The organism is Angustibacter speluncae (assembly GCF_054777815.1).
This window is the reverse complement of record NZ_BAAHAF010000056.1, coordinates 21,763-36,113: the sequence shown is the minus strand read 5'-3', so window position 1 is coordinate 36,113 and position 14,351 is coordinate 21,763. Positions and strand designations below refer to the sequence as shown.

14 protein-coding genes are annotated in these 14,351 nt (G+C 74.2%); 5 read left to right on the top strand and 9 right to left on the bottom strand.

The window, feature by feature from the left end; genetic code table 11:
* The first annotated feature begins 26 nt into the window (after positions 1-26).
* From upp to ACYVKY_RS06730, 3 genes are all read left to right on the top strand, one after another.
* Positions 27-662 carry a uracil phosphoribosyltransferase gene (gene upp / locus ACYVKY_RS06740; RefSeq protein WP_460434207.1) on the top strand — a complete coding sequence of 212 codons (636 nt, stop codon included), beginning with the start codon at positions 27-29 and terminating at the stop codon, positions 660-662.
* Between the two features lie 135 nt (positions 663-797).
* The gene (locus ACYVKY_RS06735; protein ID WP_460434206.1) at positions 798-965 is read left to right on the top strand and encodes a hypothetical protein; all 168 of its coding nucleotides are present in this window, start codon (positions 798-800) and stop codon (positions 963-965) included.
* Positions 966-987: 22 nt separating this feature from the next.
* A complete protein-coding gene (locus ACYVKY_RS06730) occupies positions 988-1,623 on the top strand; it encodes a PH domain-containing protein (protein ID WP_460434205.1) in 636 nt (211 codons plus the stop codon).
* Between the two features lie 6 nt (positions 1,624-1,629).
* Here the strand turns inward: ACYVKY_RS06730 and ACYVKY_RS06725 are convergent, their stop codons facing one another.
* From ACYVKY_RS06725 to ACYVKY_RS06715, 3 genes are all read right to left on the bottom strand, one after another.
* A complete protein-coding gene (locus ACYVKY_RS06725; RefSeq protein ID WP_460434204.1) occupies positions 1,630-1,755 on the bottom strand; it encodes a hypothetical protein in 126 nt (41 codons plus the stop codon).
* 29 nt (positions 1,756-1,784) lie between these two features.
* Positions 1,785-2,576, bottom strand: coding sequence for a lysophospholipid acyltransferase family protein (locus tag ACYVKY_RS06720; RefSeq protein WP_460434224.1), 792 nt, complete (start codon positions 2,574-2,576; stop codon positions 1,785-1,787).
* A 76-nt stretch (positions 2,577-2,652) separates the two neighbouring features.
* Positions 2,653-4,698, bottom strand: a complete 2,046-nt coding sequence (locus ACYVKY_RS06715; RefSeq protein ID WP_460434203.1) for an acyl-CoA dehydrogenase family protein — start codon at positions 4,696-4,698, stop codon at positions 2,653-2,655.
* Positions 4,699-4,835: 137 nt separating this feature from the next.
* On the opposite strand from ACYVKY_RS06715, the gene ACYVKY_RS06710 reads away from it, so the two are divergent.
* Positions 4,836-5,708, top strand: coding sequence for a dioxygenase family protein (locus ACYVKY_RS06710; RefSeq protein WP_460434202.1), 873 nt, complete (start codon positions 4,836-4,838; stop codon positions 5,706-5,708).
* 87 nt (positions 5,709-5,795) lie between these two features.
* On the opposite strand, the gene ACYVKY_RS06705 is transcribed toward ACYVKY_RS06710, so the two are convergent.
* Positions 5,796-6,944 carry an SGNH/GDSL hydrolase family protein gene (locus ACYVKY_RS06705; RefSeq protein WP_460434201.1) on the bottom strand — a complete coding sequence of 383 codons (1,149 nt, stop codon included), beginning with the start codon at positions 6,942-6,944 and terminating at the stop codon, positions 5,796-5,798.
* A 100-nt stretch (positions 6,945-7,044) separates the two neighbouring features.
* On the opposite strand from ACYVKY_RS06705, the gene ACYVKY_RS06700 reads away from it, so the two are divergent.
* Entirely contained in the window at positions 7,045-8,559 is a 1,515-nt protein-coding gene (locus ACYVKY_RS06700; RefSeq protein ID WP_460434200.1) for an LLM class flavin-dependent oxidoreductase, read from the top strand.
* 4 nt (positions 8,560-8,563) lie between these two features.
* Here ACYVKY_RS06700 and ACYVKY_RS06695 read toward each other — a convergent pair whose 3' ends face one another.
* The 5 genes from ACYVKY_RS06695 to ACYVKY_RS06675 all read right to left on the bottom strand — a co-directional run bounded on the left by ACYVKY_RS06695 (position 8,564) and on the right by ACYVKY_RS06675 (position 14,283).
* On the bottom strand, positions 8,564-9,286 hold the full coding sequence (locus tag ACYVKY_RS06695) for a hypothetical protein (protein WP_460434199.1): 723 nt from the start codon (positions 9,284-9,286) through the stop codon (positions 8,564-8,566).
* A complete protein-coding gene (locus ACYVKY_RS06690) occupies positions 9,283-9,792 on the bottom strand; it encodes a SigE family RNA polymerase sigma factor (protein WP_460434198.1) in 510 nt (169 codons plus the stop codon). Before ACYVKY_RS06690 ends, ACYVKY_RS06695 begins: the two co-directional genes overlap by 4 nt.
* A 61-nt stretch (positions 9,793-9,853) precedes the next feature.
* Positions 9,854-11,113 carry a phosphoribosylamine--glycine ligase gene (gene purD / locus ACYVKY_RS06685; RefSeq protein WP_460434197.1) on the bottom strand — a complete coding sequence of 420 codons (1,260 nt, stop codon included), beginning with the start codon at positions 11,111-11,113 and terminating at the stop codon, positions 9,854-9,856.
* A 142-nt stretch (positions 11,114-11,255) separates the two neighbouring features.
* Positions 11,256-12,653 (bottom strand): aspartate aminotransferase family protein, encoded by a 1,398-nt coding sequence (locus tag ACYVKY_RS06680; protein WP_460434196.1) that lies wholly within the window; start codon positions 12,651-12,653, stop codon positions 11,256-11,258.
* A gap of 97 nt (positions 12,654-12,750) precedes the next feature.
* A complete protein-coding gene (locus ACYVKY_RS06675) occupies positions 12,751-14,283 on the bottom strand; it encodes a multicopper oxidase family protein (protein WP_460434195.1) in 1,533 nt (510 codons plus the stop codon).
* Positions 14,284-14,351 lie beyond the last annotated feature (68 nt).

The window sequence follows — 14,351 nt, the reverse complement described above, 5'->3', positions numbered from 1 at the left end:
CCCCCGTCCCCGGTAGGTTCGCCCCCATGCGCCTGCACGTCGCCGACCACCCGCTGGTCTCCCACAAGCTCACCGCCCTGCGCGACGAGCACACCGACTCGCCCACGTTCCGGCGGCTGGCCGACGAGCTGGTGACCCTGCTGGCCTACGAGGCCACCCGCGAGGTGCGCACCGAGGCGGTCGACATCCGCACCCCCGTCGGTCCGACCACCGGGGTGAAGCTCAGCTCGCCGAAGCCGCTGGTGGTGCCGATCCTGCGCGCCGGCCTCGGCATGCTCGACGGCATGGTGCGGCTGCTGCCCACGGCCGAGGTCGGCTTCCTCGGGATGATCCGCGACGAGGAGACGCTGCAGGCGAGCACGTACGCGAACCGGCTCCCGGACGACCTGTCCGGCCGCCAGGTCTACGTGCTCGACCCGATGCTCGCCACGGGCGGCACCCTGGTCGCGGCGTTCGACTTCCTGTTCGAGCGGGGCGCCGAGGACGTCACGGCGATCTGCCTGCTGGCGGCCCCCGAGGGCGTCCGCACGGTCGAGCAGCGCTTCGCCGACCACCCCAAGGTCACCGTCGTCACCGCCTCGCTCGACGAGCGGCTCAACGAGCACGGCTACATCGTCCCGGGGCTGGGCGACGCGGGCGACCGCCTGTACGGCGTCGTCTGACCCACGGCGTCGTCTGGCCCACGGCGTCGTCCGACCCCCGGCGCGCCTGCGCCCGCACGGGCCGACCTGCGGCATGCTGGGCGCGCAGAGGCGTGCCCTTCCCCGACCGCGCGCCCGCGACGTGAGGAGCACGAGGTGTCCCGCGCCAAGAAGGTGCTGATCTGGTTCCTGATCGCCTTCGCGGTCTACGCGATCTTCAAGAGCCCCGACCAGGCCGCCGGCATCGTCGGCAGCGCGGTCGACGGCATCGTGTCCGCGTTCGGCGCCGTGGGTCGCTTCTTCGACGCCCTCCTCGGTGCCTGACCGGGGCGAGACGGTGTCGCGCGTGCGGAGCGTGGGACGGCTCGTCGTCCGCCGCATCAGCGCCGACACCCCACCCCACCTCGACCGCTACCTGCTCGACACCGAGCACGTCGTGGTCGCCGTCCGCCGCCACCCGGCGCAGGTGATCGAGCCCGTGACCTCGGCCGTCCTCGCGCTCGTCCTGGTGCTGTGGATCACGAGCAACCTCTCGCCGGACGTGCGCGTCGTCCCGGACGTGCTCTGGGTCGCCTGGCTGATCGTGCTCGGACGCGCGGTGTGGCGGCTGCTGGAGTGGCAGGCGGAGTGGTTCGTCGCGACCGACACCCGCCTGCTGCTGACCTACGGCCTGCTCACCCGCAAGGTCGCGATGATGCCGCTGCGCAAGGTCACCGACATGTCGTACAACCGCTCGGTGCTCGGGCGGATGCTCGGCTACGGCGAGTTCGTCCTCGAGTCGGCCGGCCAGGACCAGGCGATGCGCGACGTGAAGTGGCTGCCGAACCCGGACGAGCTGTACCGCCGCATCTGCACCGAGATCTTCGGGCCCGACCCCCGGCGCAGCAAGGTGCCGCCGCAGGTGGCGCAGCACCTGCAGGCCGCCGGCATCGACCCCGACGACGACGGCGCCTACGACACCATCACCATCGAGGACGACTGAGCGTCCTCACGGGGCGGTGGGGCCGCCGGCGCCGAGCACGGTCACGGCGAGCAGCACGGCGAGCACGACGGCGCCGATGAGCAGCGCCCCGCCGACGTCGCGCTGGTGCCGACGTTCCTCCTTGCGCGTCATGCCCCCCTAACGGGCGGGGCGGCGCGCGGTCACGCCTCGGGCGTCGGGTCCGGGACGGCGGCGGCGTCGCGCTTGTCGCGGCGGGCCTGCGACTCGGCCGCGTCGAGCGCCGCGGCCTCCTCGGGGGTGGGGGCCGACCCGCCGAGGTGCGCCGGCAGCCACCAGGCGTGCGGCCCGGCGTCCGACAGCGAGGGGTGGCCCGACTGCGCCCGGTCGAGCAGGGCCTGCAGGGCGGCGCGCAGCTCCTCGGTGCGGGCGTCCATGTCGTCGCGGGTGCTGACGTGGATGGGGTCGCCGACCAGGATCGTGATCGTCTGGCCGCGCAGGAACCTGCGGGGGTGGCCCTTGGTCCACAGCCGCTGGGTGCCCCACAGCGCGACGGGGACGATGGGCGCCTTCGCGGCCGCCGCCATCCGCACCGCGCCCGACTTCAGCTCCTTGACCGTGAACGACTGGCTGATCGTCGCCTCGGGGAAGACGCCGACGACCTCGCCCGCCTTGAGGTACTTCAGCGCGGTGCGGAACGAGGCCGTGCCCGACTCCCGGTCGACCGGGATGTGGTGCATGCCGCGCATCAGCGGCCCGCCGACCTTGTCGCGGAAGACGCCGTCCTTGGCCATGAACCGGGTGAGCCGGCGGCGGCCCTTCCACGGGGCGAACCCGGCGAAGATGAAGTCGAGGTAGCTGATGTGGTTCGAGGCGAGCACCACGCCACCGGTCGCCGGCACCTTCTCGGCCCCCTCGACCTTCAGCGTCATCCGCAGCGCCCGGAACATCACCAGGGCGGCGCGGATCACCACCGGGTAGAGGCGGTCCTTCAGGGGGCCGTCCTGCTGCGGGGCGCTCATGCTACGGAAGCGTAGGTGCGCCGGACCCCGGGCGACAACGCGTCCCGCGTCACGCCGCCGGGTCGGCGGTGAGGACGGCGGCGGCGACCAGGTGGTCGGGGATGGCGAAGGCGTCGACGAGCTCGCCGGCATACGGCCGCAGGCCCGCGCAGAGCGCGTCGACGGCGGCCGAGACCTCCTTCGACCGGGCCGGCGACATCCGTCCGTGCTCGAGGAACCAGCCGCGGTCGGCCTCGACCTGCGAGAGCACGTAGAGGTCGCAGACGGCGTCCAGCAGCCGGGCCACCCCGTCGTCCTCGCACCGGTCGATCGCCTCGGCGAACGACTCGAGCACGGTGCGGTGGACGTGGGCGCGGGCCGTCGCGAGCAGGTGCTCCTGGCAGGCGTTGAACACCGCGAAGGCGTCCTGGTCGCCGGACCGGCCCCGCAGGCGCGCCGCGAGCGTGTCGAGCAGGTGCTTCTCGCGCTCGGTGAACAGGGTGAGGTGCCAGGCGCGGTCGTAGACGCCGCGCTCGCCGTCGCGGCCCGGTGCGGTGCCGAGGAGCCTCGCGACGAGCGGCGCGACGGCTGCCCGCTCGATGACGGACGTCACCATCTGTTCCGCCACGAACCGGGCGACGCCGAACGAGTCGAGCTCGCCGACGTGGTGCTTGTAGCCCGTCAGCAGCCCCTTGCCGACGAGCTGGAGCAGCACGGTGTTGTCGCCCTCGAACGTCGAGAAGACGTCGACGTCGGCTCGTAGCTGCACCAGCAGGTTCCCGGCCAGGAAACCCGCTCCGCCGCAGGCCTCCCGGCACATCTGCAGGGTCGCGTTGGCGTGGGTGGTGGTGACCGCCTTGAGCCCGGCGGCACGGGTCTCGATCTCGCGCTGGGCCGCCTCGTGGCCGCCGTCGCCGCCGAGGGCGCCGGAGGTCTGGATCTCGTGCAGGTCCTCGGTGAGCGCGAGCTGGGCGAGCTGCAGCGCGTAGGTGGTGGCGAGCGCGGGCAGCAGCCGGCGCTGGTGCGCCTGGTAGTCGAGGAGCAGCACCTCCTCACCACCCTCCGTACGCTCGAACTGCCTGCGCTGCAACGCGTACCGAGTCGCGATGGTGAGCGCCGACCGGGTGGCCGCACCGGCGGCACCGGCCACCGAGACGCGGCCGCGCACGAGCGTGCCGAGCATCGTGAAGAACCGCTTCTTGGGGTTCTCGATCGGGCTGGAGTAGCGGCCCTCGTCGTCGATCGCGCCGTACCGGTCGAGCAGGTCGGCCCGCGGGACGCGGACGTGGTCGAACGACAGCCGTCCGTTGTCGACGCCGTTGAGGCCACCCTTGCGCCCGTCGTCGCCGATCGTGACACCCGCTGCGGGAGCGCCGTCCTCGTCGCGGATCGGCACGACCACGGCGTGCACCCCGTGCCGCTCGTCGCCGACGACCAGCTGGGCGAACACGACGGCGAGCCGGCCGTGCAGGGCGGCGTTGCCGATGTAGTCCTTGCGGTCGGCCGGCGTGGGCGTGTGGACGACGAGCTCGTCGGTGTCCGGGTCGTAGGTGGCGGTCGTGCCGAGCGACTCGACGTCGGACCCGTGGCCCGACTCGGTCATGGCGAAGCAGCCGAGCAGGCTGAGGTCCATCGCGCCCGGGAGGTAGCGCTGGTGGTGCCGGTCGGAGCCGAGCGCGGTGATCGCGCCGCCGAACAGGCCCCACTGCACACCGGCCTTGACCATCACCGACAGGTCGGCGTGACCGAGCACCTCGATGGCGGTCACGGACCCGCCGATGTCGCCGTCGCCGCCGACCGAGGTCGGGAACCCGGCGGCGAACGGGCCGCCCGCGGCCAGGTCACGCAGCTGCTGCAGGGTCGTCTCGCGGTGCTCGCGGGTGGGCAGGTCGGTGACCGGGGGGACGGCCGCCTCGGCCATCCGCCGCCGCGCGGCCTCGCGCACGTGCGCCCAGCGGCCGTCGAGGACGGCCTGCAGTGCGGCCCGCTGCGTCGCGTCGAGGGCCTCGTGGCCGGCCAGCACGTCGCGGCCGGACTCGCGGGCGGACCGGTCCGGGTGCTGCTCGGCCACCGGGGCGGCCTGCTCGTCGGGGCGCACGGCGTGGTCGGTGCTCATGCCCCATGGAACCCCGCGCCGCGGCGGCACCGCGACCGCTCGCGGCCCGTCGTGACGGGACTCACCACATCCCGGGAACATTGTTTGAACTCTCAAACTTATGAGATGGTAGACCGGATCCGCAGAGAGGGACCGCCATGACCCGCTTCGACCGCCACGCCTACGACGCGCACCTCGAGCGCGCCCTGCCGCTGACCCGCGCGCAGCGCCGCTGGGCGGAGGGCGACGACCCGCTGCCCGCGCTCTACCTCGGGCACGGCGCGCCGCCGCTGCTCGACGACGCCCTCTGGCTCGGCCAGCAGCTCGACTGGGCGCTGTCGCTGCCCAAGCCGCGCGCCGTCCTGATGGTCAGCGCCCACTGGGAGAACGCGCCACTGTCGCTGTCGGGCACCGCGAAGGGCACGCCGCTCGTCTACGACTTCGGCGGGTTCGAGCAGCGCTTCTACGAGATGACCTACGTGTCGCCGGACGCCTCCGGGCTCGCGAGCTCGGTCGCGTCGCTGCTGCCGGACACCGAGCCGGTGCACGAGCACGTCTCGCGCGGGCTCGACCACGGAGCCTGGGTGCCGATGAAGGCGATGTACCCGGACGCGGACGTGCCCGTGCTGCAGATGTCGCTGCCGACGCACGACCCCGAGAAGCTGCTCGCCCTCGGGCGGCGGCTGCGGCCCCTGCGCGAGCAGGGCGTGCTGGTGATCGGGTCCGGCTTCCTCACCCACGGACTGCCGTTCCTGTCGCGCGAGCACTGGACGAACCCCGACGCCGCCGCCCCGGGCTGGTCGCTGGAGTTCGACGCGTGGGCCGGCGAGGCACTCGAGCGTGGTGACGTCGACACGCTGTCGCGGTACACCTCGCAGGCCCCGGGCATGCCCTACGCGCACCCGACCGTCGAGCACTACTCGCCGCTGTTCGTCACCCTCGGCACCGCCGACCGGCCCGACGACCCGGCGCTCACCACCATCGACGGCTTCTGGATGGGCCTGTCGAAGCGCTCGGTGCAGGTGGCCTGACCACCTCGGACCCGTCGGCGAGCTCCTCGACCGGCGCCGGGACCTCGTCCGGCACCGGCAGGTAGAGCCCGCCGAGCAGCTCGTGCCTCACGGCGCCGCCGCGGGCACCAGGTACATGCCCTCCGGCCCCTGCCCCGGGGTGTTCAGGCAGCGCGCCGACCCGGTGGTCGCGGCGAGCAGGGTGTAGCAGCGCCCCATCGCGCGCTGCCCGTAGGCGTTGGGGTGCATCGACTCCTGGGTGTACCCCTGCACGTCGGTGTCGAGGAACCGCGCCCACTCGGCCGTCTGCGCCGTCGGCGTCCCCGTCGACTGGGTGGCGGTGCGGGCGCAGACCTCGCGGCCGCTGAAGGCGTCCGAGAGGTCGAGGAAGTCCGCACCCTCGGCGGACGCGACAGCAGCCAGGTTCTCGCTGATCTGCGGGACGAGGCGGTCACGCGCCCAGTCGGAGTCGGCGTTGCCGATCGGGCACCCACCGATGCCGATCCGGCCCCCGGCGAGCTCCGCGTAGCGGTTGTCGGCGCCGCGCGGCACCGGCGACGGGTAGGACTGCACGACCAGCCGGTACGAGCCGGCCTGCTGACCCTGCTCGGCCAGCACCGCGCGGACGTCGCGGATCGCTTGCGACACACCGGCCATCGCGGTGGGCATGCGCTGGTCCACGAGGGCCTGCTGGGTGTCGGCGCAGCGCGTGAGGGTGGCGTGCGCCACCACGCACGCGGTGATGATGTCGGCGAAGCCGAGGTCGTTCCCGCCGATCGACAGCACCACGAGCTCGACGTCGTGGGTGGCGGCCACCCTCGCCAGCTGGTCGGTCTGCGGCGCCTCGCCGTGCTGTCCGGTGCCGCCGTTCGCGGTCCGCACGACGTTGCCGGTCTGCGCACCCGAGCACGCGAGGTTGAGCCGCACCTGCACCGGCACGTCGTTGCTGACGGCCGGGGCGACGTCCGAGCGGTCGCAGCCCTTCGCCGTCGGACCGTACACAGCCGCGGGGTCGTACGAGCCGAGACCGTCGCTGCGCCAGGCGCGGTCGGTGCCCGCCCGGCTGCCGAGCGGCACGGCGCTGTTGCCGTTCCACCGCCCGGCCTCGCCCGAGATGTAAGAGTCACCGAGCGTCACGAGCGCGGTCGGGCGCGGCGGCGGCTGCGCCGGGCGGGCGGGCGCACCCTGGGCGGCGGCCGGGACCAGCAGGCCCGCGGTGACCAGCAGGGCGGCGGTGGCGACGCTGCGACGGCTCATCCGGTGCTCCCTCGGTTCCGGTGGTGCAGGGTCAACGGGCGAGCACGGCGCAGGTCACGCGGGCGGGAAGCCTGGCGAGGGACGGGACGTTGTGCGCGACATGCCCGACTACGGTCACGACCTGCTGTTCGGAACGTTCCTCACACCCACGGCGGAGCAGCCGCGCCGGGTGGTGGAGCTCGCCCGGCTGAGCGAGGCCGCCGGGCTCGACCTGGTGACGCTGCAGGACCACCCGTACCAGCCGCGGTTCCTCGACGCCTGGACGCTGCTCACCTGGATCGCGGCCTCGACCGAGCGGGTCTCGTTGTCGCTGGACGTCGCGAACCTGCCGCTGCGCCCGCCGGCGGTGCTCGCGCGGAGCGCGGCGAGCCTCGACCTGCTCTCGGGCGGGCGGGTGGAGCTCGGGCTGGGCGCCGGTGCGTTCTGGGACGCCATCGAGGCCAACGGCGGACCGCGCCGCTCCCCCGGCGAGGCCGTCGAGGCGCTCGAGGAGGCGATCGGTGTGATCAGGGCGCTATGGGCGCCGTCCGGCGGGGCGCGGGTAGGCGGTGACCACTACCGGCTGACCGGCGCCAAGGCCGGCCCGGCGCCGGCGCACGACATCGGCATCTGGGTCGGCGCGTACAAGCCGCGGATGCTGCGCCTGGTCGGCCGGCTCGCCGACGGCTGGTTGCCGAGCGCCGGGTACGCCGCGCCGGACGTGCTCGGGACGATGAACCTCACCATCGACGAGGCCGCACGGGACGCCGGCCGCGACCCGTCCGACGTCCGCCGGCTCTACAACATCGACCCGTCGTTCGACGCCGACCAGGTGGCGGCGCTCGCGCTCGAAGAGGGCATCAGCGGGTTCGTCCTGGCATCCGACGACCCGGCCACCATCCGCGACTTCGCCGAGCTCGCCGAGGAGGTCCGCGAGACGGTGGCCGCGTCGCGCGAGATGCCATCGGGCACGGTGCCGTCCGACGTCGAGGTGCCGACCTCGACCGAGCCGTTGGTCGCGACGCCTCGCGTCGCGGTGTCCGCCCTCGGCGTGGTGACGACACCGGACGACGGCACCCGGCTCAGCGGCGAGCGGCTCTGGGACGAGTCGGCGCGACCGACCGGTCCGGCCCCCGACCCGGACCGCACCTACACCGACCACGAGCGCGCGACCGGCAAGCACCTGGTCGACGTGCACGACATGCTGCGGCGCGAGCTCGCGCAGGTGCGCGGGCTGGTCGACCAGGTCGCCGCGGGGCAGCTCGACGCGGGCGCCGCCCGCTCGCAGGTGAACGCGATGACGATGCGGCAGAACTCGTGGACGCTCGGCACCTACTGCCAGTCGTACTGCCGCGTCGTCGCCGGGCACCACTCGCTCGAGGACGCCTCGGTCTTCCCCAACCTGCGCTCGCGCGACGAGCGGCTGGCACCGGTGCTCGACCGGCTGGAGGCCGAGCACCACGTGATCCACGACGTGCTCGAGCGGGTCGACGCGGCGCTGGTGGCGATGGTGCAGCAGGACGGCGACCTGACCCCCGTCCGCGAGGCGGTCGACCTGCTCACCGACACCCTGCTGTCGCACCTGTCGTACGAGGAGCGCGAGCTCGTGGAACCGTTGGCGCGCCTGGGGTTCTGACTCCTCACCAGCGCAGGGTGGGGTCGAGCACGAGCGCGCGCAGCCGCTCGGCGTCGGCGGGTTCGACCGTCGTCCCGCCCTCGCCCACGACCATCGGGATCGTCGTCACGGTGCCCGTCGTGTGCAGCAGCTGGTACTGCAGCAGCTCGCCGCCGACGAGCTGGGTGAACAGCACCGACCCGTCGGGCTGGGGCTCCCGCACGCACTCGAACCCCGGCGCCGTGGCGGAGGGAGGTGGGCTCGCGTCCGCGCACGACGTCGCGCCCGGGTCGTCGAGCGACGGGACGTGGGCAGTGCTGAGCCCGTAACCGACACCGGTGGTCGAGACCTCGACCGCTCCGTCGTAGACCAGCGCACCGAAGTAGGTGGCGTCGCGCGCGACGCCCCACCCGCCTCCCGGCTGGAGCCCGGCCGTGCGGGCTGCGGCGTCACCGATCTCGTACATGTCGGTCACGGGTCGTAGCGCCTCGGTGCGCCGCGGATCGGGCGTCAGCGTCACCGACGGACCCGCAGGCGGGGCGGACGACAGCAGCGGCAGCCCCTGCCCGAGCGCGAGCGCCGTCCCCCCGGCGAGCACGGCGGCGGCCACGAGCGCGGTGGCGCTGCGGCGGACCGCGACGCGGCGCCGTCCGCGTCCGAGCACCCGGTCGAGATCGGCCGGGGCACCCGGCCGGTGGGCGACCTGGTCGCGCACCAGGGTCGTCACGTGCTCGTCGGTGTACGTCATCGGTCCACCTCCTGGTGCTCGGTCAGCGACGTGCGCAGCGCCGCCAGCGCCGCGTGGGTCGCGCTCTTCACGGTGCCCTCGCGCACCCGCAGCAGCTCGGCGGTGGTGGCGACGTCGAGGTCCTCGACGAAGCGCAGCACCACCACCTGCCGTTGGCGGGCGGGGAGTGCGTCGACCGCGGAGCCGACGCGGTCGCGCTCGGCGTGCTCGGACGCGAGGTCGCGCGGGGACGCGTGCCGCGGCCCGGGGTCGTCCGTGGCGTGCTCGCGGCGGCTCGGACGGCGGGAGGCGTCGATCGCGCGGCGCACCAGGATCTGCCGCAGGTACGCGCGGGGGTTGTCGGCCGACCGCACCCGCCGCCACCGGGCGTACGCCTTGACCAGCGAGTCCTGGGCGAGGTCCTGCCCGGCGTGCGGGTCGCCGGCGAGCGCGGACCCCGTGCGCACCAGCCAGTCGTGGTGGGCCGTCGCGAACTCGACGAACGCCTCCTCGTCGCTGCGTCGCACGTCCGCCTCCCCTCACCGTCCACCCTGTCACCCCGGAGACGGGACGAGGGTGGTGCGAGGTTCAGTCCTGCAGGCCGGCGGCGACGTCGGTGCGGTGCTGCGCCCCGTCCAGCGCGATCTGCTCGACGCCGCGGTACGCGGCGGCGCGGGCGGCGTCGAGGTCGGCGCCCGTCCCGACCACCGAGAGCACGCGCCCGCCGGACGAGACGAGCAGCCCGTCGGCGTCCTCGGCGGTGCCGGCGTGCAGCACGTGCACGTCGTCGAGGGCGTCCGCGGCGTCGACGCCGGTGATCGCGTCGCCCGAGCGCACCTCACCCGGGTAGCCATGCGCGGCGACCACCACGGTCACCGCGGCGTGGTCGTGCCAGCGCAGCGGCCCGAGCTCGGCCAGCGTGCCGGTGGCGGCGGCGTGCAGCAGGACGCCGAGCGGGCTGGCGAGCCGGGCCAGCACCACCTGGGTCTCGGGGTCGCCGAAGCGGGCGTTGAACTCGATGACCCGCAGGCCGCGCGAGGTCAGGGCGAGGCCGCAGTAGAGCAGCCCGGCGAACGGGGTGCCGCGGCGCTCCATCTCGCGCACCACGGGCGTGGCGACGCGCTCGACGACCTCGGTGACCAGACCGTCCGGCGCCCACGGCAGCGGCGAGTACGCGCCCATGCCACCGGTGTTCGGGCCCTCGTCGCCGTCCGCGAGCCGCTTGTAGTCCTGCGCGGGGGCGAGCGGGACGACCTCGGTGCCGTCGGTGACGCAGAACAGCGACACCTCGGGGCCGTCGAGGAACTCCTCGACGACGACGGTGCCGCCGTCGCGTGCCAGGCACGCCTGCGCGTGGGCGAGCGCGGCGTCGCGGTCGTCGGTGACGACGACGCCCTTGCCCGCGGCCAGGCCGTCGTCCTTGACCACGTGGGGGGCGCCGAAGGCGTCGAGCGCGGCGGCGACCTCGTCGAGGGTCGTGCAGACGTGGGCCATCGCGGTGGGCACCTCGGCCGCGGCCATCACCTCCTTGGCGAAGGCCTTGCTGCCCTCGAGGTGCGCCGCCTCCTGCGACGGCCCGAAGCAGGCGATGCCCCGCTCGCGCACGGCGTCGGCCACGCCGGCGACCAGGGGTGCCTCGGGGCCCACGACGACGAGGTCGGCGCCCACCTCCTGCGCCAGGTCGGCGACGGCAGCCCCGTCGGTGGCCTCGACCGGCACGCGCAGGGCCGAGGCGCCGGTGCCCGGGTTGCCGGGGGCGCACACGACGGCGTCGACCGACGGGTCGAGCGACAGCGCGCGGACGAGGGCGTGCTCACGGGCGCCGGAGCCGATCACCAGGACCTTCACGGGCGATCAGCCTAGAGGTCGGCCGTCTTGGCGAGGCCAACACCCACTTCGCGAGGCGCGCACGCCACGTTCGGTAGGTCATCGCCACCTGAACGTGGCGTGCGGGCCTCGCGAAGGGTGTGCTCGCCTCGCTGAGTTCTCCCTAGCCGAAGACCTCGCCCAGGGCCTCGCCGAGCAGGGCCACGCCGTGGCGGGCCTCGTCCTCGCTCACCGTGCAGGGCGGGACGACGTGCACGCGGTTGCCGGCGACGAAGGGCAGCAGGCCGCGCCGCTTGCAGGCGCCCATCAGGTCGGTGATCGGCTTGTTCGCCGCGCCGGCGGCCGCGTAGGGCACGACGGGCTCGCGGGTCGCGCGGTCGCGGACGAGCTCGAGCGCCCAGAAGACGCCGACGCCGCGCACCTCGCCGACCACCTCGTGCTCGTCGGCGAGGGCGTGCAGCGCGGGGCCGAGCACGTCGTCCCCGATGCGCGCGGCGTGCTCGACGACGCCGTCGCGGCGCATCAGCTCGATCGTGGCGACCGCGGCCGCGGCGCCGAGCGGGTGGCCGGAGTAGGTGAGCCCGCCCGGGTAGGGGCGGTCGTCGAACGTGGCCGCCACCTCGTCCGAGATGGCGACGCCGCCGAGCGGCACGTAACCGGAGTTCACGCCCTTGGCGAACGTGACCAGGTCGGGGTCGGCCGCGAGGCCGTCCTGCCCGTCGTGCTCGTAGCCGAACCAGCGGCCCGTGCGACCGAACCCGGCCATCACCTCGTCGAGGACGAGCAGCAGCCCGTGCTCGGTGCACAGCCGCCGCACGCCCGCGAGGTAGCCGGGCGGCGGGGGCAGCACGCCGGCCGACCCGACGACCGACTCCAGGACGACGGCCGCCAGCGTCGACGGCCCCTCGAGCCGGATCACCTGGTCGAGGTGGGCGAGCGCCCGCTCGCACTCCTCCTCCTGCGTCGTGGCGTTGAACGGCGACCGGTACAGGTAGGGGCCGAAGAAGCGCGAGACGCCGGCGGTGCCCAGGTCGGTGGCCCAGCGGCGCGGCTCACCCGTCAGCGCCATCGAGGTGGCGGTGTGGCCGTGGTAGCTGCGGTAGGCGCTGAGCACCTTGTGCTTCCCGGTGTGCAGCCGGGCCATCCGCACCGCGTTCTCGATCGCCTCGGTGCCGCCGTTGGTGAAGAACACCTTGGTCAGCCGCTCGCCGGGCAGCGCCTCGGTGACGAGCCGCGCGGCCTCGGACCGCACGCCCACCGCGTGCTGCGGCGCGCTCGTCACGAGCGCCGCGGCCTGCTCGGCGATCGCGCGGACGACGTCCGGGTGCCCGTGCCCGATGTTGGTGAACACCAGCTGGGACGAGAAGTCGAGCAGCCGGTTGCCGTCGCCGTCCCACACCCAGGAGCCCTTCGCCCCGGCGAGCACCATCGGCGACAGCGAGCCCTGGGCCGACCACGAGTGGAAGACGTGCGCGCGGTCCAGGTCGTAGGCGCGGCGGGCGGCGTCGAGGTCGACCTCGAGGGTCGGCGCGTCGGCCGGCGGGGTGAGGTGGTGGCTCATGGCCGCACCCTACGCGCGGGCACGGCGAGGGGAGAACAGCCCGATCGGGCCTCCGGACGGCGTCGTCGGGCCGTGGTCTCCCCCGGCTGTGCACACGTCAGTGGTCGTGGTCCTCGCCCCGCGGCGTGGAGACGGGAGCGAGCGGCGGGGGCGTCCCCGCGCGCTCCCCCGGCGCGACCACGACGAACTGGCCCATCATCCCCTGGTCCTCGTGCTGCAGGACGTGGCAGTGGAACATGTACGGCACGTCCGGGTCGGTGTGGTCCTCGAACCGCAGCAGCAGCTCGACCTCGACGGGGCCGGGCAGGAACACGGTGTCCTTGCGCCCCCGCAGGTGCGGCGGGGGCGGCCCGCCGTCGTAGCGCACGACCTCGAACTGCACGTCGTGCACGTGGAAGCTGTGCGGCGTCCCGTCGGTGTTGCGCACCACCCAGCGCTCGGTCGTGCCGACCTCGACGGTCTCGTCGATGCGCCCCATGTCCATCGGCATGCCGTTGATCCGCGGTGTGCTGAGCCGGAACTCGCGGGTGGTCACGACGTCGTCGCCGAGGTCGGGCAGCGGCGCGAGGACGGCAGGCACCTCGGGCGAGGGACGCAGCCGGTCGGCGGCGCGCAGCTGCACGACGTCGAAGGCGTCGTCGCCGCCGGAGTAGCGCTGCTGGAAGAAGTCGCCGGCGATCGTCGACGGCAGCGACACCAGCCGCACCTGCTCCCTCGGCTCCAGCGACACGACGACCTCGGCCCGCTCGCCCGGGGACAGCTGCACGTGGGTCAGCCGCTCGGGCGCCTCGAGCAGCCCGCCGTCGGTGGCGACCAGGTCGAACCGCCTGCCGTCGTCGAGGGCGAAGTCGTACACCCGCGAGCTGGACGCGTTCAGCAGCCGCAGCCGCACCCGCTCGGTCGCGACGTCGAGGTAGGGCGCGACCGAGCCGTTCACCACGAGGGTGTCGCCCAGCGTCCCGACCGGGTTGAACAGACCGGTGCCCTGCCCAAGGCGGCCGTCGTCGAGCACCTTGTCCTGCACCACGAGCGGCACGTCGTCGACGCCGTACTCGCGCGGCAGGTCGAGCCGGTCGGCCGCGTCGTCGTCCAGCAGGAACAGGCCCGCGAGGCCGCGGTAGACGTGGTCGGCGGTCTCGCCGTGCAGGTGCGGGTGGTACCAGAGGGTCGCCGCCGGCTGGTCGACCTCCCAGGCGGGGGACCAGGTCTGGCCGGGGTCGACCATCTGGTGCGGTCCCCCGTCCATCGCCGCCGGCAGGTGCATGCCGTGCCAGTGCAGCGTGCTGCGCTCGCCGATCTCGTTCGTGACGTCGACGCGCACCCGCTCCCCGCGCCGCGCGCGCAGGGTCGGACCGAGGTAGTCGCCGTCGACGCCGAGGGTCTCGTACGCGGTGCCGGTGCCGAAGTCGGTCCGGCCGCGCTGCATCGTCAGGTCGAACACGCGGGCGCCGTCCTCGACCCGTGAGACCGCGAGCGGCGGGACGGGCAGCGGGTGCCGGAAGTCGACCGTGCCGCGCAGGTCCGACGCCGAGGCGTTCCACGACCACAGCAGCAGGCCGCCGAGCGCGAGCACGGGCACGAGCGCGAGGCAGGCGAGGGTGAGCAGCACGCGGCGGGCGGTCCGAGACATGCCGTCCACGCTAGGGAGACAGCGGTTCTCGTCCCATCGGTGACGACCCCGGCCCGTCCCTGGGTACC

Bases quoted from the DNA above. Each gene is read 5' to 3' on its own strand.
- upp (WP_460434207.1), top strand. From the start codon at position 27: ATGCGCCTGCACGTCGCCGACCACCCGCTGGTCTCCCACAAGCTCACC.
- ACYVKY_RS06725 (WP_460434204.1), bottom strand. From the start codon at position 1,755: ATGACGCGCAAGGAGGAACGTCGGCACCAGCGCGACGTCGGCGGGGCG.
- ACYVKY_RS06715 (WP_460434203.1), bottom strand. From the start codon at position 4,698: ATGAGCACCGACCACGCCGTGCGCCCCGACGAGCAGGCCGCCCCGGTG.
- ACYVKY_RS06710 (WP_460434202.1), top strand. From the start codon at position 4,836: ATGACCCGCTTCGACCGCCACGCCTACGACGCGCACCTCGAGCGCGCC.
- ACYVKY_RS06705 (WP_460434201.1), bottom strand. From the start codon at position 6,944: ATGAGCCGTCGCAGCGTCGCCACCGCCGCCCTGCTGGTCACCGCGGGC.
- ACYVKY_RS06700 (WP_460434200.1), top strand. From the start codon at position 7,045: ATGCCCGACTACGGTCACGACCTGCTGTTCGGAACGTTCCTCACACCC.
- ACYVKY_RS06695 (WP_460434199.1), bottom strand. From the start codon at position 9,286: ATGACGTACACCGACGAGCACGTGACGACCCTGGTGCGCGACCAGGTC.
- ACYVKY_RS06680 (WP_460434196.1), bottom strand. From the start codon at position 12,653: ATGAGCCACCACCTCACCCCGCCGGCCGACGCGCCGACCCTCGAGGTC.
- ACYVKY_RS06675 (WP_460434195.1), bottom strand. From the start codon at position 14,283: ATGTCTCGGACCGCCCGCCGCGTGCTGCTCACCCTCGCCTGCCTCGCG.